Origin of the sequence: Rhodoferax sp. U11-2br (genome assembly GCF_018619435.1) — a bacterium.
In the GTDB taxonomy this organism is placed as follows: Bacteria; Pseudomonadota; Gammaproteobacteria; order Burkholderiales; family Burkholderiaceae_C; genus Rhodoferax.
In genome coordinates this window covers 1-21,535 of record NZ_JAHFZF010000012.1, presented here as the reverse complement: position 1 = coordinate 21,535, position 21,535 = coordinate 1, and the positions used below count along the sequence as shown (strand labels likewise).

The following is a 21,535-nucleotide window of genomic DNA, read 5'->3' as shown; positions in this document are numbered from 1 at the left end:
TCGGCGAAAAAGCGGTCTGGCTAGGCGCGCCGCCGCAGACAGTACGTCTTGGTACGACAAGGCGGCGCTACGACGCTGGGGCGCTTTGTCGTCGATCATCCGGAAGTTATTTGTAAGAGCAGATGTAGTGGTACGCGTCAAAACCTTCGGTGACGCGGATCTGGAATTTGGCATTGCCAGGCACGCTGAACTTCTCGCCCTCGGACGACTTGACCCAGACATCGGTGCCGTCGAGTTTGTACTCGCAGCTGCCCGCCACACATTCCATGACTTCGGGCGCGCCGGTGTTGAAGGTGAGGGTGGCCGGCAGGATCACGCCGATCGACTTTTTGCTGCCGTCGGCCTCGGTGAAACTGTGGCTGACACATTTGCCGTCAAAGTACACATTGGCTTTGGTGGTGACATTCACGTTGTCGATATGGGTGGTGGTCATGGTGGGGCTGTTTTCCGGGCGGTGAAAGCTTGGGATTTTAGGGGAGCTTGCTGCGCGGCTTTTGCCCTGCGCAGTGGTGTCACAGACTCACACCCGACCAGCAAACGCCTCCGTCGTAAACCCGACGCTCACACCGCCATCGGCCCACACCACCACTGGCCGTTTGATCACACTTGGATTGGCCAGCATCAGCGACGTGGCGGACGCATCATCCACCACCGCCAGCCGGGTGGCTTCATCGAGCTTGCGCCAGGTCGTGCCCTTGTGGTTGACCAGGGTTTCCCAGCCAATGGCTGCGAGCCAGCCCGGCAACAGGTCTGCCGGCACACCTTGCTTCTTGAAGTCGTGGAACTGGTAGTCCACACCCTGGTCGCTGAGCCAGGTGCGGGCTTTTTTGACGGTGTCGCAGTTGGGGATGCCGTACACGGTGACGGTCGAGGAGGAGGGGGCGGTGTTTTTCATGCCCGCCATGATGCCATTGACCAGGCCCGGCTGCAGGCGCTCCGGGCTGCGCGACAATTGGCGCCGCTATGACACATTCCTTTGACACCCTCAACGACTGGCTTGCGTACTGCGAGCAACTCCACCCGACCGCCATCGACATGACGCTGGAGCGTGTGCGCACGGTGGCCGAACGCATGGCCATCCGCCTGACATGCCCGGTGATCACCGTGGCTGGCACCAACGGCAAGGGCTCGACCTGCGCCATGTTGGAGGCCATTTTGCGGCAGGCCGGTTACCGCACCGGCGTCTACACCTCACCCCATCTGGTGCATTTTGAAGAGCGCCTGCGGCTCAATGGCGAGTCCGTCAAGGCTGCAGAATTGGTAGCGGCTTTTGCTGATGTGGAAAGGGCCAGATGCAAAAAAGGCGATGAAGTGTCGCTGACCTACTTCGAGTTTTCTACCCTGGCCATCCTGCATGTGATGCGGCAGCACCCGCTCGATGTGGTGGTTCTGGAAGTGGGTCTGGGTGGGCGCCTGGATGCGGTCAACATCATCGAGCCCGACTGCGCCATCATCACCAGCGTCGACCTGGACCACATGGCCTTGTTGGGCGACGACCGCGAGGCCATTGGTTACGAGAAGGCCGGCATCATGCGCACCGGCAAACCGGTGATTGTGAGTGACCCGGTGCCGCCGCAAAGTGTGCTGGACCGTGCGCTGGAGGTTGAGGCTGACCTGTGGCGTGTGGGCGTGGACTTCAATGTGTCCGGCGACAAACAGCAGTGGGGTTGGGCCGGGCGCGGGCGGCGTTTTGCCGGGCTGGCCTACCCGGCGCTGCGTGGTGCCAACCAGCTGCTCAACGCGGCCGGTGTGTTGTCCGCGCTGACCGCGTTGCGGGAGCGTTTGCCGGTGAGTGCACAGTCGGTGCGCGCCGGTTTGTTGATGGCCGACTTGCCCGGGCGTTTTCAGATTGTGCCGGGCCAGCCCACCCTGGTGCTCGACGTGGCGCACAACCCGCATGCGGTGGCGGCGCTCACTGCCAACCTGGACGCCATGGGGTATTTCCCGACCACCCATGCGGTTTTTGGCGCGATGGCCGACAAGGACCTGGCCACCATGCTGGCCCGCATCGGCCCGGTCATCGACAAGTGGTATTTCACCGACCTGCCGACCGAACGTGCGCTGTCGGCGGCCGAGCTGCTGCAGCGCTGGCAAGCCCAGAACACCCGCAAAGACGCTAGTGCCAGCGTGCACCCCGACCCCGAGGCAGCCCTGCAGGCGGCCCTGGCTGGCGCCGACCCCGCTGATAGAATTGTTGTCTTCGGGTCGTTTTACACCGTGGGCGGCGTCTTGAAAGACGGCGTGCCCCGACTGGCCGCCAGGCATCTGCCCACCTCCTGAACCACCTCCACACACCAGCATGGCTTTTTTCAAGTTTCGCAAGGGCGCCGATGACTCTCCGAGAGCATCCGGGCAGCCGCCCAGCATCGAAGCCATCCGCCAGCGCGCCAAATACCGGCTGGCTGGTGCCACGGTGCTGGTGCTGGGGGCCGTGATTGGCCTGCCGCTGCTGTTTGACAAGCAGCCGCGCCCGATTGCGGTGGACACCCCGATTGTGATTCCTGACAAAAACAAGGTGCTGCCCCTGGTGATCCCTGCCAGCCCAGCCAAACCCACCCAAGCCAGTGCGGACACCGCCGCACCGACCAGCCCGGTGGCGGCTGAACCGGCTGCACAAGCCGCTGCGGCCACCGCACCCAAACCGGCTGCGGACAAGCTTGCAGAGCAAAAACAGCCTGTGGCCCAGGTAGATAAAGGGCAGGCAGCTACAAATACCGTAGTCAAAGAGGCACCTGCTAGCCCCAAACCGGCGGCCACCCCGGCCGATGCCAACCGGGCGCTGGCGCTGTTGGAAGGCAAGCCTGCCGATAAATCGGCGGACGCCGCTGCCAAGGCACCCAAGGTCGCCAGTTCGGCAGCCGCGCCCGCCAAAGCCGCCAGCGCTACCGCCGAGCGCTACGTGGTGCAGGTGGGTGCTTTTTCTGACAACGCCCGCGCGCATGAGGTGCGGGTCAAGCTTGAGCGCGCCGGCGTGAAGACCTATGCCCAGACCGCTGACACCAAGGAAGGGCGGCGCATCCGGGTGCGTGCCGGCCCCTTCACCAGCAAGGCCGAGGCCGACAAGGTGGCTGACAAAATCAAAAAACTCAATTTGCCCGCTGCCTTGTTGACGCTGTAGTTGTTGGTGACCATGCCTGCGTTGGACTGGATTTTTGCTGCGGTGTTGCTGTTCTCGATGGTGCTCGGGGCTTGGCGCGGCCTGGTGTACGAGGTGCTGTCGCTGGTGAACTGGGTGCTGGCTTTTGTGCTGGCGCAGTGGCTGGCGCTGGATGCCGCGCAGCAGCTGCCGATGGGCGGCGCCAGTGCACCGATGCGTTACGCGGCAGGCTTCTTGCTGGTGTTTGTGCTGGTGATCCTGTTGGGGGGGCTGGTGGTGGTGCTGATCAAAAAACTGACCGCTGCCGTGGGCCTGAACCCTCTGGACCGGGCGCTGGGAGCGTTGTTTGGTGTGTTGCGCGGGGTCTTGCTGCTGCTGCTTGCCACCGTGGTGGTGCACATGACACCGATGAAAGGCAGCAGCGCCTGGCGTGAATCGGTGGGTGCCGCGATGGCCGAGGCTTTGATCACCCAGCTGAAACCTGTTTTGCCGCATGAACTCAATCGGTTCTTGCCAGTCTGACTCTTTATGAATAACCGGGAAATCTAAATGTGTGGAATCGTAGGTGTTGTCAGCCAGTCGCCGGTCAACCAGCTGATTTATGACGCGTTGCTGCTGTTGCAGCACCGTGGCCAGGATGCGGCGGGTATCGTCACCCAACTCAACCGCAAGTTTTTCATGCACAAGGCCAAGGGCATGGTGCGCGACGTGTTTCGCACCCGCAATATGCGTTCACTGCCCGGCAACTGTGGCCTGGGCCAGGTGCGTTACCCCACCGCGGGCAATGCCTTCAGCGAAGAAGAGGCCCAGCCGTTTTATGTGAACGCACCGTTTGGCATTGTGCTGGTGCACAACGGCAACCTGACCAACGCCCATGCGCTCAAGGCCGAGTTGTTCAACGCCGACCACCGCCACATCAACACCGAGAGTGACTCCGAGGTGCTGCTCAATGTGCTGGCGCACGAGATCGAGGCCACCACCCGGGGCCTGCCGCTGACCCCCAGCGACGTGTTCGAGGCGGTGCGCAGGGTGCACCGCCGTATCAAGGGCTCGTACGCGGTGATTGCGATGATTGCCGGCCACGGTGTGCTGGCGTTCCGTGACCCGCATGGCATCCGCCCGCTGTGTGTGGGCCGCACTGATGACACCTGGATGTTGGCCAGCGAATCGGTGGCGCTGGAGGGCACCTCGCACAAGTTCGAGCGCAATGTGGCGCCTGGCGAGGCGGTGTTCATCGACCTGCAGGGCCAGATGCACACCAAGCAGTGCGCTGACGCGCCGGTGCTCAACCCCTGCATCTTCGAGTTTGTTTACCTGGCGCGGCCGGATTCGGTGCTGGATGGCATCTCGGTCTACCAGGCGCGCCTGAATCTGGGCGAAACCCTGGCCAAGCGGGTGATCTCCACCGTGCCGCCCAACGAGATTGATGTGGTCATCCCGATCCCCGAGTCGAGCCGTCCGAGTGCCGCGCAACTGGCGCAATTGCTGGGTCTGCCGTACCGTGAAGGCTTTGTGAAAAACCGCTATGTCGGTCGCACCTTCATCATGCCGGGCCAGTCGGTGCGCAAAAAATCGGTGCGCCAGAAGCTCAATGTGATTGCCAGCGAGTTCAAGGGCCGCAATGTGCTGCTGGTGGACGACTCGATTGTGCGCGGCACCACCTCCAAAGAAATTGTGCAAATGGCGCGTGACGCGGGTGCTCGCAAGGTCTATATGGCCAGCGCCGCGCCGCCGGTCCGTTACCCCAATGTCTACGGCATCGACATGCCGACACCGCAGGAGCTGGTGGCGCACAACCGCACGGTCGAAGAAATCCGCGAACTGATTGGCTGCGACGCCCTGATTTACCAGGACGTGGAAGCCATGAAAAAAGCCATCGGTTCACTCAATCCGGCCATCCATGGTTTTGATGCCTCGTGTTTTGACGGTGTGTACGTCACCGGTGACATCACGGTGGAGGACATTGTTCGCCTGAATGCCAGCCGGGTCGGCACCGACGACAACCAGGACGACAACTCGCGCCTGGCCCTACCCAATTTCGAGGACTGAGCATGACAACCCCTCTTTTTGAACCCCTGCACCGCGACACGCTGGCGGTGCGCACCGCCGTGGCGCGCAGCCAGTATGGCGAAAACTCCGAGGCGCTGTTTCTCACCAGTGGTTATGTGCAGCCCGGTGCCGAGGCCGCCGCACGCCGTTTTTCCGGGGAGGAAGACGGCTACACCTATGGCCGTTACGGCAACCCGACGGTGAGCAGTTTTGAGCAGCGTCTGGCCGCACTCGAAGGTGCGCAGGCCTGTATTTCCACCGCGTCGGGCATGTCGGCTATTTTGATGATGTGCCTGGGGCTGCTGCAGGCGGGCGACCATGTGATCTGCTCCCACTCGATGTTTGGCTCCACCATCAAGCTCATTGGCTCGGACCTGGCCAAGTTCGGGGTGAGCTCGACCTTTGTGCCGCAGACCGATGCGGCCGCCTGGAAAGCGGCCATCCAGCCCAATACCAAGCTGCTGTTTGCCGAAACCCCCACCAACCCGCTGACCGATGTCTGTGACATCCGGGCGCTGGCGAACATCGCCCATGAGGCGGGCGCGCTGCTGGCGGTGGACAACTGTTTTGCCACACCGGCCCTGCAGCGGCCGATGACCCTGGGCGCCGATATCGTGGTGCATTCGGGCACCAAGTACCTGGACGGCCAGGGCCGCGTCATGGCCGGCGCCCTGTGCGCGAGTGAAGAGCTGGTGAGCGAGAGTTTTTTGCCGATCCTCAAGAGTGGTGGCATGACGCTGGCGCCGTTCAACGCCTGGGTGGTGCTCAAGGGGCTGGAGACCTTGTCGATCCGTATGCAAGCCCAGTCCGAACGTGCCCTGGCTCTGGCGCAGTGGTTACAGGCCCATCCGGCGGTGGCCAAGGTGTTTTACCCAGGTTTGTCCAGCCACCCACAGCATGAATTGGCGATGGCGCAGCAGTCCAACTGCGGCGGCGCGGTGCTGTCGTTCGAAGTCAAATCCTCTGACGACGAACAGGCACGTGAGCGTGCCTTCCATGTGCTGGATTCGCTGGCAACCCTGTCGCTGTGCACCAATTTGGGTGACACCAAAACCTTGCTGGCGCACCCGGCGAGCACCTCGCATGGCCGCTTGACCCCGGCGCAGCGGCAACTGGCGGGTGTCAGCCAGGGCATGATCCGCGTGGCCGTGGGTCTGGAAAACATCAACGACATTCAGGCCGACCTTGACCGTGGCCTCACTTCTTTCTGATATGAACACACCTACTATGCGTACCCGCACCCGTTTTGCACCGTCTCCCACCGGTTTTATCCACCTGGGTAACATCCGTTCGGCCTTGTACCCTTGGGCCTTTGCCCGCTCCACCGGCGGTGATTTTGTGCTGCGCATCGAAGACACCGACCTGGAGCGATCGAGCCAGGCTGCGGTGGATGTGATCATTGAAGGCATGGCTTGGCTGGGTCTGGACCACGACGAAGGCCCGTTCTACCAAATGCAGCGCATGGATCGCTACAAGGAAGTGCTGGCTGAGCTGGTGGCCGCAGGCCATGTATATCCTTGTTACATGAGCATGGCAGAACTCGATGCCTTGCGTGAGCGCCAGACTGCCGCCAAGGAAAAACCGCGTTATGACGGCACCTGGCGCCCGGCCGAGGGCAAGGTTTTGCCACCGGTTCCCGAAGGTGTGGCGCCGGTGCTGCGTTTCAAGAACCCGCAGAGTGGCTCAGTCGTGTGGGAGGACAAGGTCAAAGGCCGCATCGAGATCAGCAACGACGAGCTCGATGATCTGGTGATTGCCCGTCCGGACGGCACGCCCACCTACAACTTCTGTGTGGTGGTGGATGACATCGACATGGCCATCACCCATGTGATCCGGGGTGATGACCACGTCAACAACACACCGCGCCAGATCAACATCTTCAAGGCACTGGGCAAAGAACACCCGGTGTATGCCCATCTGCCGACCGTGCTCAACGAGCAGGGTGAAAAGATGAGCAAACGCAACGGCGCCAAACCGGTCACCCAGTACCGCGAAGAAGGTTACCTGCCCGATGCCATGGTGAACTACCTGGCGCGCCTGGGCTGGAGCCATGGTGACGACGAGATCTTCAGCCGCGAGCAGTTCCTGCAGTGGTTCAGCCTGGACCACCTGGGCAAGAGCGCGGCTCAGTTTGACGAGGCCAAGTTGCGCTGGGTGAATGCACAACACATCAAGGCCACGGCAGACGAGGTGTTGGCCCCGCTGGTGCAAGCCCAACTGCAAAAACGTGACATCACCGCCGATGAGCGCTTGGTGGGCATTTGTGCCCTGTTCAAGGACCGCTGTGACACCACCGTGGCCCTGGCCGATTGGGCTGCGGTGTTTTATGCCGACGTCACACCCTCCGCGGCCGAGCGTACACAACATGTCACCGAGGCCGTCAAACCGGCCCTGGCCTTGTTGGCCGACAAGCTGGCCAGCTGTGTCTGGGACAAGGCGGGCATTGCGGCGGCCATCAAGGAAGTGCTGACGGCGTGCGGCCTGAAGATGCCGCATCTGGCTATGCCGGTGCGTGTGTTGGTGGCTGGTACAGCCCATACACCTTCGGTCGATGCAATGCTTTCTTTGTTCGACCGACAAAAAGTTTTGCAACGCTTGCAACAAGCGTAATTTACGCGCTATAATTTGAGGCTTGGAAGTTACGAGCAATTTGAAAAAGTTGCAAAGTGGTTTTTGGGGGTATAGCTCAGCTGGGAGAGCGCTTGCATGGCATGCAAGAGGTCAGCGGTTCGATCCCGCTTACCTCCACCAAAGTTCCAAAGTGTTGACTGGTTAGTCCAAAGGTTTTGACCCCATCGTCTAGAGGCCTAGGACATCACCCTTTCACGGTGAGTACCGGGGTTCGAATCCCCGTGGGGTCGCCAAGTTATCTTCGGATAATGCGGCGCAAGTCGGTAACGGTTTGCTGTCAAAAGCAAATGACTTGGCTCGAAAGAGCAAACGTTAGCTACCAGGAGTGGTAGTTCAGTTGGTTAGAATACCGGCCTGTCACGCCGGGGGTCGCGGGTTCGAGTCCCGTCCGCTCCGCCAGTATCAAAGGGTTTGCCGCTACGAAAGTAGTAGCAAACCCTTTTTTCTTGTCTCGACACTGACTGCAGCAAAAGCATGTTCCACCTGCCGATTCCGAAGAGCCGTTGTCTGACAGCTTGTGTGTTTGTCCTGGCTTTGGCTGTGCTGGCGGGCTGCGCAACGGTGTCCAAGACACCCTCACAGTTGGCAAGTGGCGATACGCCAGGTGGCCAAGCACCAAGTCTCACCAATCCGACACTGGTGTTGCCTGCCTTTGACACCTGGCAGCACTATCAACTGCCTGGCAAACAAGCCACCAAATTTTCATTTCTGCGGGTGGACGGCAAGTCGGCGGTTTCGGCGCAAGCCACATCTTCTGCCAGCATGTTGCGTCACCGCATGCGTATTGAGCCGGCTGAGCTGGGTCGCATCCGGTTTTCGTGGAACGTTCCTCAATTGATCGACGCTGCCGACATGGCCTTGCCCGAGGCCGATGACTCACCCGTGCGGATCATCTTGGCCTTTGATGGTGATCGGTCGCGGTTTTCCATGAAAAACGCGATGATGTCGGAGCTCTCACATGCCATCACCGGCGAACCTTTGCCTTACGCGACCTTGATGTATGTCTGGTGCAACACCCGGCCATCGGACACCGTGATTGTGAATCCGCGTACCGACCGCATTCGCCAGATGGTGGTGGAGTCCGGTGCGCGAGGGCTCAGCCGCTGGCAGATGTACGAGCGAAACATTCGCGCCGACTTTGAGCGCGCTTTTGGCGAGCCGCCCGGAGCCCTGGTGGGGATCGGCATCATGACCGACACCGACAACACCCGCTCCGACGCCCGCGTTTTGTACGGTCAGCTCGATTTGACGCCAGCGCGTTAAGCCACCGACGCGGGGACTGAGCTTTTCCATGTTGAGCTAACGAGCCACTGGCAGGTTGCCAGCTGACGGCGACCTGCTCCTGTGCTGGAATCAGCCGCCGGTTGCACACCATCGTGTGCCAGCGAACAGACGTGTTTGACCCATCCGCCTATAACTGTCCTTATCAAGAGTGATCCTGCGCTTGATGGACATTTAAGGAGAGAGATGATGAGAACACGCTCAAGACGCTGGGTTACGGCCTTGCTCGGTGCCACTGCGGTGCTGGTGATCGGTTGCAGCAGTTTGAAAACCCCGGCGACCGCTGATGTGGCGGTTTCCAAAGCCGCCGTGGACAACGCTGCCGGTGCCGGTGGTGTGCAATTTGCCCCGGTCGAGATGACCGCTGCGCGCGACAAGATGGTGCTGGCCAACCAGGCCATGGCCGCCAAAGACTACAAATTGGCACGAGAGCTGGCCGCCCAGGCTGAGGTGGATGCCAAACTGGCCCAAAGCAAGGCCAACTCAGCCAAAGCCCAGGCCGCCTCGGATGCCCTGCAAGAGGACATTCGCGTGTTGCGCGCCGAGCTTGAGCGCAATCTCTGAGCCACGCTCATCCCCTCATACCCATTGGAATTCAACATGAAAAACACCTATCTAACCCCGGTTGTTCTGGCCGTGGCCGCGCTGCTGGCTGCCTGCGGCTCGATGCCGCAATCCACCTCCTTGCTGGAGCAAACTCGCGTGGAATACCGCTCAGCTCAGGCCAGCCCGAACGTGGCCACCTATGCGCCCCAAGAGATGAAACTCGCCAGCGACGCCATGGACAAAACCGAAACTTTGGCCGCTGAGCGTGGCAGCAAAGACGAAGTGGACCAACTGGCCTATCTGGCCCGGCAAAAGATTGCCCTCACACAAGAGGTGACCAAACGCCGCATGGCCGAGGCAGATGTGGCCAACGCAGGCAAACAGCGTAGCCAGCTGATGCTGGACCAGCGCACCAACGAAGCCAATGCCGCCCAGATCCGCGCCAACACCGCCAATCAGGCGGCTTTGATGGCGCAAAACGACGCCGCCCGCGCCAAGCTGCAAACCCAGCAGGCCCAGGATGATGCTGCCAACGCGCAGCTGCGCAATGCCCAGCTGGAAACCCAGTTGGCTGATCTGGCGGCCAAAAAGACCGAGCGCGGCATGGTCATCACCATGGGGGATGTGCTGTTTGCGACCGACCAGTCGCGTCTGACGGCCACTGGCATGGCCACCGCGCAAAAACTCGCCACCTTGCTGCAAAACAATCCACAGCGCAATGTGTTGGTGGAGGGGTTTGCCGACAGCACGGGTGCGTCTGAATACAACCAAGCCTTGTCAGAGCGCCGTGCGGGTGCGGTGCAGGCCGCCTTGCAACAGATGGGCATTGCCTCGGACCGTGTTGCCATGCGGGGTTATGGGGAGTCTTTCCCGGTGGTGGCCAATGACACCGCCAACAACCGCCAACTCAATCGTCGGGTGGAAATTGTGTTGTCTGACGAAAGTGGCCGGGTCATGGCGCGTTAAGGCGCAGTTGCTCCAAATCGCAGCCCTTGCTGCGGTGGGTCGGTTTGGGGTGATTCAGACGGTTATGCGTGAAAATGGCTTCTAGCCCTTATGGAATAAGGGCAGATAACTATCAATAGTGTGGCATTAGAAGCCGCGTTGTTGCCGGAGCAAGCAGCCGCAGCAGACCTTGCAAGCCATAGCGCTGTCTTTCGACCGCTTGGTTAGCTGAGGATCAATTCGGCAGCAGTCCCGCCAAGTGGGATTGCACCGCTTGCGTGCCCACCGCTGTCAGGTCAAAGGCCTCGGGCTGGCGCAGCCACTGGTGCATGAGCCCATCGACCAGAACAAACAGCCCCAGCGCAGCCGCGCCAGGGTCGGTGCCTTGACGCAGGGCCCCGCTGGCGGCAGCTTGTGCCAGCGCCATGCGCAAGCACTGCAAGCCCGCACTGCGGTCAGCATCCAGGCGGGCGCTCAGGCGCACACCCAGGCGCGTGGCACTGTCGGGCTCGTTCATCTGACCGAGAATGCGCAGCATCTGCTGTGCTGGCACCGAGCCCTCCAGCCACGTCAAGGGTGTGGTGGCCATGCGCACCAGAGCCTGCCGCATGGGCGCCACCGGTGTGCTGCCCAGCAGTGACCTGGGCAAGGGCTGCAACACCTGCCAGGGCAGTCGGGTGGTGTCCAGCAGTGCCTCCAGCACATCAAGCTGGTTGCGAAAGTGCCAGTAGACCGCGCCCCGGGTCACACCCGCCCGCTCGGCCACATCCTGTATTGCCGTGTGCTGAAAACCGTGCTCCAGAAACACCTGGACTGCAGCGTCCAGAATGCTCTGGCGGGTGGCCAGGGCCTGCTGCCGTGTTCTGCGCATGATGGCGGGCCTTCAGGTTTCAGGACGTTGTGCCAGACCAGCCGCCGCCCAACGCTTTGTACAGTGTCACGCCATTGGTCAGGCGGGTCAGGCGGGTGCCGATGAGGGTCTGGCGTGCGCTGTACCAGGAGCGCTGGGCATCCAGCACGTCCAGGTAGCTGTCCACACCGCGGTCAAAACGGGCCTGCGACATCTGCAATACCTCCCCACTGGCCTGCACCAGCGCGGTCTGTGCCAGCCATTGGTCACCGACAGCGCTGCGCTGGGCCAGGGCATCGGCCACTTCGCGAAAAGCGGTCTGGATCGCTTTTTCGTACTGCGCCACTGCGATGTCGCGCCCGGCGACCGCGCTGTCGAGGTTGGCCTGGTTGCTCCCTGCATCAAAAATGGGCAGGCTGATTTGCGGGATGAAGCTCCAGCTGCCCGATCCCGCCTTGAACAGGCTGGACAGATCTGCGCTGCTGCTGCCCGCTGTGGCCGTGAGGCTGATGCGTGGGTAAAACGCGGCCCGCGCCGCCCCAATGTTGGCGGTGTAAGCCTTGAGTTGGTGTTCGGACTGCAGCAGGTCAGGTCGACGCAGCAGCAAGTCAGACGGCACACCCGCAGGCAGCTCGGGCAAGGTGTTGAGCGTGTCACCCAAGGCGTCGGGTGCCAGTGCCTCGGGCACCGGCGTGCCCAGCAGCAGTGCCAGCGCGTTGCGGTCTTGCGCCACCTGGCCGGTGTAGCGGGCCACATCGACGCGCGCACTCTCCACGCTGGTTTGCAACTGGCGCAGCGTCAGGGCCGATGCCACACCCAGATCGAAGCGCGTTTGTGTCAGCTGGTAAGACTCGGTCTGGCTGCGCAGGGTCTCCGCCGCCAGGGCCAGGCGTTCCAGGTCGGCGGCCCAGGTGAGGTAGGCCGTGGTGACCTCGGCCACTAGGCTGATCTGCGTGCTACGGCGCGCCTGTTCGGTGGCCAGATACTGCTCCAGCGCCTGGCTGCTGAGGTTGCGCACGCGGCCAAACAGGTCCAGCTCATAGGCACTCACACCCAGGTTGGCACTGTACTGGTGGCTGGTCACGGTGGCGCCGGCACCCGACAGGCTGGCCGGTGTGCGCGCTGCCGTGCCGCTGCCCGATGCGTTGACCGTGGGCAGGGTCTGCGCGTCTTGCACGCGGTATTGCGCACGGGCCTGCTCGATGTTGAGAACGGCCACGCGCAGATCGCGGTTGTTGGCTAGGGCCAGCTCGATCAGGTTGCGCAACTTGGCATCGGCAAAAAAGGTGCGCCAGTCGATGTCGGTCACAGCCGGGCTGTTGGGTTTGGTGCCAGGGTAGCTTGCGGGCACCGGTGCGGCAGGCCGCTCATAGGTCGGCGCCAGGTTGGCACAGCCCGCCAGCACAAGTGCGGCAGCCACCAGGGACAAGGTCAGGGAACGAGGCATTTCAATGGCCCTCCGATACAACAGGGGTAATAACAGGTTCAGCAACAAGCGGCAGGTGATGGGCGCGGTCAAACTGCTTTTGCACCACCACAAAAAACAGCGGCACGAAGAAGATGGCCAGCACTGTGCCGGTCACCATGCCCCCGACCACGGCGGTGCCCAGCGCGTTTTGTGCACCGGCACCCGCGCCTTGGCTGATCATCAGGGGCAACACGCCCAGAATGAACGCTAGCGAGGTCATCAAAATCGGGCGCAGCCGCATGCGTGCTGCCGTGATGGCCGATTCCACCAGCGACATACCGTGGGCATGCAACTCTTTGGCAAACTCGACGATCAGGATGGCGTTTTTGGACGCCAGCCCCACGGTGGTAAGCAAGCCGACCTGGAAATACACGTCGTTCATCTTCCAGGTCAGAATTGCGCCGGCCAGCGTGCCCAGCACGCCCAGGGGCACCACCAGCAGCACCGAGAACGGAATCGACCAACTCTCGTACAGCGCAGCCAGGCACAAAAACACCACCAGGATGGACACCGCATACAGCAGCATGGCCTGGCCGCCCGACTCGCGTTCCTGGCGCGACACACCCGTCCATTCAAAGCCGATGCCGGGAGGCAATTCGGCTGCGTGGCGCTCTACCAAGTCCAAAGCCTGGCCACTGGACAAGGTGCCTGGCAAGCCCATGCCGAGAATTTCAACCGACGGCACGCCGTTGTAACGCTCCAGTCGGGGCGAGCCGGTGGTCCAGCCTGAGGTGGAGAACGCACTGAACGGAACCATGGTGCCGCTGCTGTTGCGCACAAACCATTTGTTGATGTCGTCGGGCACCATGCGGTGAGGCGCATCGGCCTGCAAAAACACTTTCTTGACCCGACCTTTGTCGATGAAGTCATTCACGTAGCTGCTGCCCCAGGCCACCGAGAAAGTGTTGTTGATGTCACTCATCGACAGGCCCAAGGCACCGGCCTTGTGTTCATCGATGTCCACCCGGAACTCGGGGGTGTCTTCCATGCCGTTGGGACGCACCGCGACCAGGCCGGGCTCTTTCATCAAGGCCCCCAGCAATTGGTTGCGCGCCTGCATCAGGGCCTCGTGGCCCAGGTTGGCACGGTCTTGCAGCATCAGGTCAAACCCGCTGGCGTTGCCCAGTTCGGACACCGCAGGTGGTGCAAATGCAAACACCGAGGCATTGCGGATCTGCGACAACGCTGCCATGGCCTTGTTGGCCACGGCCTGCGCCTTCAGGCCAGGGGCCGTGCGTTCGTCCCAGGGTTTGAGTTTGATGAACGCCAGGCCGGTGTTCTGACCACTGCCGGCAAAGCTGAAGCCCGACACGGTGAAGATAGAGTCGACGGCGTCTTTCTGGTCTTCCAGAAAGTGGCTCTGCACCTGCTCCAGCACCTTCTCGGTGTTGCTCTGTGTGGCGCCAGGTGGCAGCTGTACAAGGGCGAACAGGGTGCCTTGGTCTTCATCCGGCAAAAAACCAGCGGGCAGTTTGGTGAACACAAAACCCACCACCATCACCAACAGGGCGTAACCCAGCATCCAGCGCCAGCCGTGTTTGAGCATGCGCTGCACCAGGCCCTGGTAACCCCGGTTGCTGCGGTCGAACGCGCGGTTGAAGACACCAAAAAAGCCCTTGTTGGCCAGGCCATGTCCCTTTTCCACTGGTTTGAGCAGCGTGGCGCATAAGGCGGGTGTGAGGATCATCGCCACCAGTACCGACAGCGTCATGGCCGACACGATGGTGACGGTGAACTGGCGGTAGATCACACCGGTGGATCCACCAAAAAAGGCCATGGGCACAAACACCGCGGCCAGCACCAGGGCCACGCCGACCAGGGCGCCGGTGATCTGCCCCATGGACTTGCGCGTGGCCTCCAGGGGGGGCAAGCCTTCTTCACTCATCACCCGCTCCACGTTCTCGACCACCACAATGGCGTCGTCCACCAGCAGGCCAATCGCCAGCACCATGGCCAGCATGGTCAGTGTGTTGAGTGAATACCCAAACGCCGCCAGCACCCCAAAGGTACCCATCAGCACCACCGGCACCGCAATCGTGGGGATCAAGGTGGCGCGGAAGTTTTGCAGGAACAGGTACATCACCACAAACACCAGCACCACCGCCTCAACCAGTGTCTTGACCACTTCCTGGATCGAGATGCGCACAAACGGCGTGGTGTCGTAGGGTTTGATGACCTTGACGCCCTGGGGCAGGAACTGGCTCAGTTCGTCCAACTTGGCATCCACCGCCTTCACGGTGTTGAGCGCATTGGCACCGGTGGCCAGCTTGATGGCCAGGCCCGCAGCGGGCTTGCCGTTGAAGCGGGCCACCACGGCGTAGCTTTCACCCCCCAGCTCGATGCGTGCCACATCACTCAGGCGCACGGCAGCACCGCTGGCCTGGGTGCGCAGCAAGATGCCGGCGAACTCCTCTGCCGTCTTCATGCGCGTCTGCGCGGTGATGGTGGCGTTGAGCTGCTGGTTGGCGGCAGAGGGCAGGCCCCCCAGTTGCCCGGCAGACACCTGGGCGTTCTGGGCTTCGATGGCCGTTTTCACGTCCAGTGGTGTCAGGTTGAAGCTGTTGAGCTTGCTCGGGTCGAGCCAGATGCGCATGGCGTATTGCGAGCCAAACAGCGTGGTGTCACCCACACCTTCCACACGGCTGATCGGGTCCTGCACGTTGGCGGCCACGTAGTCGGACAAGTCCGCGCCATTGAGCTTGCCGTCTTCGGACACAAACGCCAGCACGTTCAAGAAATTGCTGGCCGATTTGGTCACCTGCACACCTTGTTGTTGCACCTCTTGCGGCAACAAAGGTGTGGCCAGGGCCAGCTTGTTCTGCACTTGCACCTGTGCGGTGTCGGGGTCGGTGCCGTTCTCAAAGGTCAGCGTGATGGTCACGCTGCCCGAAGATTCGCTGGTGGAGGCGATGTAGGACAGCCGGTCCAGCCCCTTCATCTTCTGCTCGATCACCTGGGTCACGGTGTCTTCGAGCGTTTTGGACGAGGCGCCAGGGTAGTTTGCCGAAATGGCAATCGCTGGGGGGGCGATGGTGGGGTATTGGGCAATCGGCAGTGTCAGCACTGCCATCAAGCCAGCCAGCATCGTGATGATGGCAAGCACCCACGCGAAGATGGGGCGGTCTATGAAAAAACGGGCCATAGGAGTCTCTCGGTGGGGGATTTATTTGGTGCCAGCGGGGGCGCTAGCGGTGGCCGTCTTTTGAGCTGCAACGGTCTTCTGGGCGGCGGGTACGTAAGGCTGGGCCTGCACTGTTTGACCGGGCCGCGCTTTTTGCTGGCCTTCCACCACCACGACATCTCCAGGTTGGAGTCCATTGCTCACCAGCCATTGGTCACCCACCGCACGGTCGGTGGTCAAGCTGCGTTGCTGCAGCTTGCCGTTGCCGTCCACCACAAAGGCATAAGGTTTGCCTGTGGTGTCACGCGCCACCGCCAATTGCGGCACCAGCAGGGCCTGTTCCAGCACCCCTTCTTCCAGCACCGCCCGCGCGTACATGCCGGGCAGCAGGTCGGCGCGGGGGTTGGGGAACTCGGCACGCAGTGTGACGGCACCGGTGCTCTGGTCCACAGTCACGTCTGAGAACTGCAGTTTGCCCGGCTGTGCATACACACTGCCGTCCTCCAGCACCAGGCGCACTTTGGCGGTGCCGCTTTTGAGTGTGCCCGCATCCATGGAGCGTTTGATCGCCAGCAGGGTGCTGGTGGATTGGGTCACGTCCACATAAATCGGGTTCAGCTGCTGCACGGTCGCCAGCGCGCTGGCCTGGTTGGCCGTGACCAGTGCGCCTTGTGTGACGCTGGAGCGGCCAATGCGGCCGCTGATGGGCGAGGTGATGTGGGTGTAGTCAAGGTTGATGCGCTGGGTTTGCAGGGTCGCCTTGGCAGAGCTCACCTCGGCCTCGGCCTGTTGCAAGGAGGCCGCGGCATCGTCGGCGTCCTGTTGGCTCACCGCTTTGATTGCGGCCAGTTCCTTGTATCGCCCGGCCTTGAGCTTGACCGTGACCAGGTTGGCCTCGGCCTTGGCCAGGGTGGCCTGGGCGCTGTCCACATTGGCACGGTAGGTGGCGGGGTCAATCTGGTAAAGCAAATCGCCCGCCTTGACGTCACTGCCTTCTTTGAAGCGGCGCTGCAACACCAGCCCGGTGATCTGCGGTCGCACTTCGGCAATCAGTGCGGGGGCCACACGACCAGGCAACTCGGTGGTGAGGGCCAAGCGCTGGGGTTGCAGCGTGAGCACACTGACCTGGGGCACACCTTGGCCTGCGGTGGCGGGTGGCTGGGGGGCTTCGCCACAGGCGACAAGTGCCAGGGCTGAAACGGTGGCCAGCACGGCCACGGGTCGATGAAAAACAGGGTGCATGGACAAGGCTCCAAAGATGTGGCATCACGCAGGACGCCAGGCAGATACAAACGGTGAAAAACGGCTTTTAAATATACCGAACGGTACGGTATTGTTGAATATTAGATTGACAAAAGCTGTTTGTCAAGCAAAAATATACCCATCGGTACATTTAAGGAGGCATGATGAAAGTTCGGACAGAAGCCCGCCGCGAGGCCATCCTGGAGGTCGCGTCGCAGGTCTTCCTTGAGTTTGGTTTCGAACGTGCGTCCATGGCCGAGATCGTTCACCGCATTGGCGGTTCCAAATCCACCATCTACGGCTACTACCCTTCCAAAGAGGCGCTGTTTCTGGCGGTCACCAAGGCTGCGGGTGAACTGCACATCGAGAGCGCCTTCGATGAACTGGCCGCACACGACATCCGTGCGGGTGTCCTTGAAGTACTGGGAAAGTTCAGCGAAAAACTGGCTGTTTTGATGTGCAGTCCGGAACTGGCGGCCACCCACCGCATGGTGTTGGCCGAGGCGGGGCGTTCCAATGTGGGTGCGTTGTTTTACGAAGCCGGGCCCCAACGAGGCATCTTGGACATTGCCGAGTTTTTCCGCCGTGCCATGGCGCAGGGCTGTATGCGCCAAGGCGACCCGACGGTGGCTGCCCAACAATTTATCGCCTTGGTGCAGGCTGAAATTCAGCCGCGCTGGTACTACAAAGAGTTGCCGCCCCTGACAGATGCGCAAATCAAAGACATCGCGGGTCGCGCCATGGTCACTTTTGCAAATGCTTATGCGCTGGCGCCCGACAGTGCGATGGCCGAAGCGGTTTCCTGCCAGTGAAATCACTATATTTAGTGTAGCTACTTGCCCTTTATGGATAAGGGTTGGTGGCGAATTATGCTAAACCCGCTTGGACCCACGCCGGGTGGCAGATGTCTGCCTTGATGCGGCTGTGTGTCCGCCGCCAGACTCAGAAACTCGCCCATTGTTGTGAACCCGGCGAATGGAGGCCACCACCGCTGTGAGGGTGGCACCGGGTTGGTCCACCAGGGTGCTGCGTTGTTCAATCCGCCCGTCGCTGGCGCTGATCAAATGTCGCAAACCTCACTCGTGCCGCAATGCTTCGATCGGGTCCAACCGTGCCGCGCGGCGGGCCGGCACGTAGCCAAACAAGACCCCAATCGCCGCTGAAAACACGAAGGACAGCAGGTTGACGCCAACGTTGAAGACGTAGGGCACGTCCATCAGCCGTGCCAGCCCGATCGAGGCACCGGTGGCCAGCACAATGCCGATCAGCCCACCCAGGGCCGAGAGCACCACCGCTTCTATCAAAAACTGCAGTAGCACCTCACCTTCCAACGCGCCAATCGCCAGGCGCAGGCCGATTTCGCGCGTGCGCTCGGTCACACTCACCAGCATGATGTTCATGATGCCGATGCCTCCCACCAGCAGGCTCACGGCCGCTACCGCGCCGAGCAGCATGGTCATCACCTTGGTGGTGCTGGCAAAGGTTTCGCCAAGTTGTTTGGTGTCGAGCACATTGAAGTTGTCTTCGTCGGCCTCGGCCAGTTTGCGCCGCTCGCGCAGTAACTCGGTCAGGCTGGCTTTGACACGTTCGGGGTCGGCGCCGTCCACCATCGACACCAGCAAGGTGTTGATACGCAGGTTGCCGGTGATGCGGCGTTGCAGCGTGTGCAAGGGCACCAGCACCACATCGTCCTGGTCGTTGCCAAAAGCACCCTGGCCCTTGGAGCCCAGCACACCAATGACCTCGCAGGTGATCTGCTTGACCCGGATGAAAGCGCCCAGCGCGCTGCTGCCAGAAAACAGCTCGCGTTGAATCGTCTGGCCCACCAGGCAGACCGAGGCGCCGCCGCGTTCTTCGTCGTCGCTGAAAGAGCGACCCTCGCTGAGTTTCCAGTTGCCGGTGACCAGCCAGTCGTTGGTGCTGCCGATCACGCTGCTGCCCCAGTTGCGCCCGTCAGCGACGATGGTGGCCGAGGTGCGGCCCTCAGCGGCCACCGCCAACAGGCCGCTGACTTGGCTGCGGATGGCGATGGCATCGGCCTCGCGGAAAGATGGTGCGCCACTGCCACCGGGTCCGCCCATGCGCTGGCCGGGCCGGATTTGCAACAGGTTGGTGCCCAGCCCGGCGATCTGGTTCTGCACCGACAGGGTGGCGCCGTTGCCCACGGTCACCATCGTGATCACTGCACTGACACCAATCACAATGCCCAGGATCGTCAAAAACGAGCGCATCAGGTTGCGCCGGATTGAGCGCAGCGCCAGCAACAAGGTGTTGAGCCACATCAGATGCTCTCCTCGGTCTGGGTGACAGCCGTTTCGGTCAGTGCCAGCGGATGCGGGTTGCGCACATCGCTGGCCACCAGACCGTCGACAAAACGCACGATGCGTTTGGCGTAGTCGGCCATGTCGCTCTCGTGCGTGACCATCAGCACGGTGATGCCGTGGTCCACATTGAGCTTCCACAACAGGTGCATGATCTCGTGGCTGCGTTTGGTGTCCAGGTTGCCGGTGGGTTCATCGGCCAGCAGCACGGCGGGCTCGGTGACGATGGCGCGGGCAATCGCCACGCGTTGTTGTTGACCGCCCGAGAGTTCCGCCGGCGTGTGGTGCTCCCAACCCGCCAGGCCGACTGAGGCCAGCGCCTTTTTGGCGGCCGCGTGGCGCTTTTGGGCGGGTTCACCCCGGTACAACAGCGGCAGTTCGACGTTTTCCTGCGCCGAGGTGCGCGCCAGCAGGTTGAAGCCCTGGAACACAAAACCCAGGTAATTTCGCCGCAACAGTGCGCGCTGGTCGCGCGAGAGGTGTTCCACATGCACACCGTTGAAGATGTACTCGCCCGAGGTGGGGGTGTCCAGACAGCCCAGGGTGTTCATCGCGGTGGATTTGCCTGAGCCGCTGGGGCCCATGATGGCCACAAAGTCACCCGCCTCGATGGCCAGATCCACCCCTTTGAGGGCGAGCAGGGCGGTGGCGCCCTGGCCGTAGACCTTGGTCACCTGTTTGAGCTGGATCAGCGGCTCGCTGCTCATGGTTTTTTGGCGCTGGCGTTGCTGCGTTGTTCGGTGATCACCGCCAAACCTTCGGTGAGGGCGCCGTCGGTGATCTCGGTCATACGACCATCGCTGATGCCGGGGGTGACCGTCACCGCCTCTGGCACACCGTCACGCAGCACCCACACCTGTTTGGTCGCGCCGCCTGAGACACTTTTGCTGCGGCCCGGGGGCATACGCGGCATCATGCTCGACATGATGCCGCCACCCGACTTGGCCACTGCTGTGTTGGCTTTGGCTGGGTTAAAACGCAGTGCGGTGTTGGGCACCAGCAGCACCCCCTTGCGTTCAACCGCGGTGATGGTGCTGGTGGCGGTCATGCCTGGGCGCAGGCTCAGGTCGGCGTTGGCCACATCGAGCTGGGTCACATAGGTGACCACGTTGTCGGTGATGGTCGACCCATACGACACCGTGGTGATGGTGGCCGGAAAGCGCCGCGTCGGGAAGGCGCTGACGGTGAAGCTGGCTTTTTGCCCGACCTTGACCCGGCCCACATCGGCCTCGTCCACATTCACTTTCAACTGCAACTGGCTCAAATCCTCGGCAATGGTGAACAGGGTCACCGCCTGCAACGAGGCGGCCACCGCATTGCCGGGGTCGACACTGCGGGTCAGCACCACACCGTTGATCGGTGAGCGGATCGAGGCTTTGGACAGGTTGGTCTCGTCGGTGGATAACGAGGCCCGTGCTGAATCGACGCTGGCGCGGGCACTCAGCTCAGCGGCCACGGCGCGCTCCATGCCTGCCCGCGCGGTGTCGAGTTCGGTGGCCGAGGGCACCTTGCCACCCGACAACCGGGCCACTTCTTCGAGCCGGGCCAGGCTGGCGCGGTTTTCCTTGACGGTGGCCGTGGCCTGGGCCAGCTGGGCCTGCGCCACCGCCAGTGCGGCACGTGAACGGGTCACCTGGTCACCCAGCTTGGCGGTGTCGAGCTCGACCAGCACCTGGCCCTGTTTGACCCGGTCGTTGATGTCCACCAGCACGCGGCGCACGGTGCCCGAGAGTTCACTGCCAATGCTGACCGAACGTGTGGGTTGCAGCGTGCCGTTGGCGGTGACGTTGAGCGTCAGGTTGCCTTTGGTGACTGGCTCGGTGATGTAACTGGGCGCCGCATTCTTTTGCTGGTTGAGGCTCCAAGCCCAATAACTGCCTGCCCCAACAGCTATCAATACAACAGCAGCCCAGAGGCTGCGGCGCTTCCACCAGGTCGGCTTGGGCTTGGCGGCCAGCAAGGCCTGCATCGCATTGGGCTGGGG

General features: G+C 61.9%; 19 protein-coding genes and 3 tRNA genes. 13 read left to right on the top strand and 9 right to left on the bottom strand.

Translation table 11 applies throughout. The features are described from left to right. Nucleotides 1-106: 106 nt before the first annotated feature. Both KKO72_RS09695 and KKO72_RS09690 read right to left on the bottom strand, forming a co-directional pair. On the bottom strand, nucleotides 107-433 hold the full coding sequence (locus tag KKO72_RS09695; protein ID WP_214937760.1) for a pyrimidine/purine nucleoside phosphorylase: 327 nt from the start codon (nucleotides 431-433) through the stop codon (nucleotides 107-109). Nucleotides 434-520: 87 nt separating this feature from the next. Further along, complete coding sequence (locus KKO72_RS09690; RefSeq protein ID WP_214937912.1) at nucleotides 521-904, bottom strand: ArsC family reductase; 384 nt, start codon at nucleotides 902-904, stop codon at nucleotides 521-523. Between the two features lie 59 nt (nucleotides 905-963). On the opposite strand from KKO72_RS09690, the gene folC reads away from it, so the two are divergent. From folC to KKO72_RS09630, 12 genes are all read left to right on the top strand, one after another. Next, nucleotides 964-2,280: a bifunctional tetrahydrofolate synthase/dihydrofolate synthase gene (gene folC, locus KKO72_RS09685; RefSeq protein ID WP_214937757.1), complete on the top strand. Its 1,317-nt coding sequence runs from the start codon at nucleotides 964-966 to the stop codon at nucleotides 2,278-2,280. A 19-nt stretch (nucleotides 2,281-2,299) separates the two neighbouring features. Beyond that, complete coding sequence (locus KKO72_RS09680; RefSeq protein ID WP_214937755.1) at nucleotides 2,300-3,118, top strand: SPOR domain-containing protein; 819 nt, start codon at nucleotides 2,300-2,302, stop codon at nucleotides 3,116-3,118. Nucleotides 3,119-3,130: 12 nt separating this feature from the next. Then, complete coding sequence (locus KKO72_RS09675) at nucleotides 3,131-3,619, top strand: CvpA family protein (RefSeq protein ID WP_214937753.1); 489 nt, start codon at nucleotides 3,131-3,133, stop codon at nucleotides 3,617-3,619. Nucleotides 3,620-3,646: 27 nt separating this feature from the next. Then, entirely contained in the window at nucleotides 3,647-5,146 is a 1,500-nt protein-coding gene (gene purF, locus KKO72_RS09670; RefSeq protein ID WP_214937751.1) for an amidophosphoribosyltransferase, read from the top strand. 2 nt (nucleotides 5,147-5,148) lie between these two features. Then, a complete protein-coding gene (locus KKO72_RS09665) occupies nucleotides 5,149-6,357 on the top strand; it encodes an O-succinylhomoserine sulfhydrylase (RefSeq protein ID WP_214937750.1) in 1,209 nt (402 codons plus the stop codon). Nucleotide 6,358: 1 nt separating this feature from the next. Continuing rightward, nucleotides 6,359-7,756: a glutamate--tRNA ligase gene (gene gltX / locus KKO72_RS09660; RefSeq protein ID WP_251140566.1), complete on the top strand. Its 1,398-nt coding sequence runs from the start codon at nucleotides 6,359-6,361 to the stop codon at nucleotides 7,754-7,756. A 65-nt stretch (nucleotides 7,757-7,821) separates the two neighbouring features. Further along, nucleotides 7,822-7,897 (top strand) — tRNA-Ala (locus tag KKO72_RS09655). A gap of 37 nt (nucleotides 7,898-7,934) precedes the next feature. Next, nucleotides 7,935-8,010, top strand: a tRNA-Glu gene (locus KKO72_RS09650). A gap of 89 nt (nucleotides 8,011-8,099) precedes the next feature. After that, a tRNA-Asp gene (locus KKO72_RS09645) sits at nucleotides 8,100-8,176 on the top strand. A 75-nt stretch (nucleotides 8,177-8,251) separates the two neighbouring features. Continuing rightward, nucleotides 8,252-9,040, top strand: coding sequence for a DUF3047 domain-containing protein (locus tag KKO72_RS09640; protein ID WP_214937748.1), 789 nt, complete (start codon nucleotides 8,252-8,254; stop codon nucleotides 9,038-9,040). A 207-nt stretch (nucleotides 9,041-9,247) separates the two neighbouring features. Further along, complete coding sequence (locus KKO72_RS09635; RefSeq protein ID WP_214937746.1) at nucleotides 9,248-9,622, top strand: DUF4398 domain-containing protein; 375 nt, start codon at nucleotides 9,248-9,250, stop codon at nucleotides 9,620-9,622. A 36-nt stretch (nucleotides 9,623-9,658) separates the two neighbouring features. After that, nucleotides 9,659-10,570, top strand: a complete 912-nt coding sequence (locus KKO72_RS09630) for an OmpA family protein (RefSeq protein ID WP_214937744.1) — start codon at nucleotides 9,659-9,661, stop codon at nucleotides 10,568-10,570. Nucleotides 10,571-10,784: 214 nt separating this feature from the next. On the opposite strand, the gene KKO72_RS09625 is transcribed toward KKO72_RS09630, so the two are convergent. Genes KKO72_RS09625 through KKO72_RS09610 form a run of 4 tightly spaced genes read right to left on the bottom strand, consistent with a single transcriptional unit; the run spans nucleotide 10,785 to nucleotide 17,230 of the window. Then, nucleotides 10,785-11,420, bottom strand: coding sequence for a TetR family transcriptional regulator (locus KKO72_RS09625; protein WP_214937742.1), 636 nt, complete (start codon nucleotides 11,418-11,420; stop codon nucleotides 10,785-10,787). A 19-nt stretch (nucleotides 11,421-11,439) separates the two neighbouring features. Next, nucleotides 11,440-12,846, bottom strand: coding sequence for an AdeC/AdeK/OprM family multidrug efflux complex outer membrane factor (gene adeC, locus KKO72_RS09620; protein WP_214937740.1), 1,407 nt, complete (start codon nucleotides 12,844-12,846; stop codon nucleotides 11,440-11,442). A 1-nt stretch (nucleotide 12,847) separates the two neighbouring features. After that, nucleotides 12,848-16,009 carry an efflux RND transporter permease subunit gene (locus KKO72_RS09615; protein ID WP_214937738.1) on the bottom strand — a complete coding sequence of 1,054 codons (3,162 nt, stop codon included), beginning with the start codon at nucleotides 16,007-16,009 and terminating at the stop codon, nucleotides 12,848-12,850. 21 nt (nucleotides 16,010-16,030) lie between these two features. Beyond that, nucleotides 16,031-17,230, bottom strand: coding sequence for an efflux RND transporter periplasmic adaptor subunit (locus tag KKO72_RS09610; protein WP_214937736.1), 1,200 nt, complete (start codon nucleotides 17,228-17,230; stop codon nucleotides 16,031-16,033). Between the two features lie 164 nt (nucleotides 17,231-17,394). Here KKO72_RS09610 and KKO72_RS09605 point away from each other — a divergent pair, with 164 nt between their 5' ends. After that, entirely contained in the window at nucleotides 17,395-18,042 is a 648-nt protein-coding gene (locus KKO72_RS09605) for a TetR/AcrR family transcriptional regulator (RefSeq protein ID WP_214937734.1), read from the top strand. A 264-nt stretch (nucleotides 18,043-18,306) separates the two neighbouring features. Here the strand turns inward: KKO72_RS09605 and KKO72_RS09600 are convergent, their stop codons facing one another. The 3 genes from KKO72_RS09600 to KKO72_RS09590 all read right to left on the bottom strand — a co-directional run. Then, on the bottom strand, nucleotides 18,307-19,512 hold the full coding sequence (locus KKO72_RS09600) for an ABC transporter permease (RefSeq protein WP_214937732.1): 1,206 nt from the start codon (nucleotides 19,510-19,512) through the stop codon (nucleotides 18,307-18,309). Beyond that, nucleotides 19,512-20,258 carry an ABC transporter ATP-binding protein gene (locus tag KKO72_RS09595; RefSeq protein ID WP_214937730.1) on the bottom strand — a complete coding sequence of 249 codons (747 nt, stop codon included), beginning with the start codon at nucleotides 20,256-20,258 and terminating at the stop codon, nucleotides 19,512-19,514. The genes KKO72_RS09600 and KKO72_RS09595 overlap by 1 nt, the downstream gene beginning before the upstream one ends. Beyond that, a partial coding sequence (locus KKO72_RS09590; protein WP_371736862.1) for an efflux RND transporter periplasmic adaptor subunit occupies nucleotides 20,255-21,535 on the bottom strand: 1,281 nt, incomplete at its 5' end. The genes KKO72_RS09595 and KKO72_RS09590, both read right to left, overlap by 4 nt.

Excerpts from the sequence above, each read along its gene's own strand:
- KKO72_RS09635 (WP_214937746.1), top strand. The coding sequence starts at position 9,248 with ATGAGAACACGCTCAAGACGCTGGGTTACGGCCTTGCTCGGTGCCACT.
- KKO72_RS09690 (WP_214937912.1), bottom strand. The coding sequence starts at position 904 with ATGGCGGGCATGAAAAACACCGCCCCCTCCTCCTCGACCGTCACCGTG.
- KKO72_RS09665 (WP_214937750.1), top strand. The coding sequence starts at position 5,149 with ATGACAACCCCTCTTTTTGAACCCCTGCACCGCGACACGCTGGCGGTG.
- KKO72_RS09595 (WP_214937730.1), bottom strand. The coding sequence starts at position 20,258 with ATGAGCAGCGAGCCGCTGATCCAGCTCAAACAGGTGACCAAGGTCTAC.
- KKO72_RS09625 (WP_214937742.1), bottom strand. The coding sequence starts at position 11,420 with ATGCGCAGAACACGGCAGCAGGCCCTGGCCACCCGCCAGAGCATTCTG.
- KKO72_RS09695 (WP_214937760.1), bottom strand. The coding sequence starts at position 433 with ATGACCACCACCCATATCGACAACGTGAATGTCACCACCAAAGCCAAT.
- KKO72_RS09605 (WP_214937734.1), top strand. The coding sequence starts at position 17,395 with ATGAAAGTTCGGACAGAAGCCCGCCGCGAGGCCATCCTGGAGGTCGCG.
- adeC (WP_214937740.1), bottom strand. The coding sequence starts at position 12,846 with ATGCCTCGTTCCCTGACCTTGTCCCTGGTGGCTGCCGCACTTGTGCTG.
- KKO72_RS09610 (WP_214937736.1), bottom strand. The coding sequence starts at position 17,230 with ATGCACCCTGTTTTTCATCGACCCGTGGCCGTGCTGGCCACCGTTTCA.
- KKO72_RS09675 (WP_214937753.1), top strand. The coding sequence starts at position 3,131 with ATGCCTGCGTTGGACTGGATTTTTGCTGCGGTGTTGCTGTTCTCGATG.
- KKO72_RS09640 (WP_214937748.1), top strand. The coding sequence starts at position 8,252 with ATGTTCCACCTGCCGATTCCGAAGAGCCGTTGTCTGACAGCTTGTGTG.
- KKO72_RS09630 (WP_214937744.1), top strand. The coding sequence starts at position 9,659 with ATGAAAAACACCTATCTAACCCCGGTTGTTCTGGCCGTGGCCGCGCTG.
- gltX (WP_251140566.1), top strand. The coding sequence starts at position 6,359 with ATGAACACACCTACTATGCGTACCCGCACCCGTTTTGCACCGTCTCCC.
- folC (WP_214937757.1), top strand. The coding sequence starts at position 964 with ATGACACATTCCTTTGACACCCTCAACGACTGGCTTGCGTACTGCGAG.
- KKO72_RS09615 (WP_214937738.1), bottom strand. The coding sequence starts at position 16,009 with ATGGCCCGTTTTTTCATAGACCGCCCCATCTTCGCGTGGGTGCTTGCC.
- KKO72_RS09680 (WP_214937755.1), top strand. The coding sequence starts at position 2,300 with ATGGCTTTTTTCAAGTTTCGCAAGGGCGCCGATGACTCTCCGAGAGCA.
- purF (WP_214937751.1), top strand. The coding sequence starts at position 3,647 with ATGTGTGGAATCGTAGGTGTTGTCAGCCAGTCGCCGGTCAACCAGCTG.
- KKO72_RS09600 (WP_214937732.1), bottom strand. The coding sequence starts at position 19,512 with ATGTGGCTCAACACCTTGTTGCTGGCGCTGCGCTCAATCCGGCGCAAC.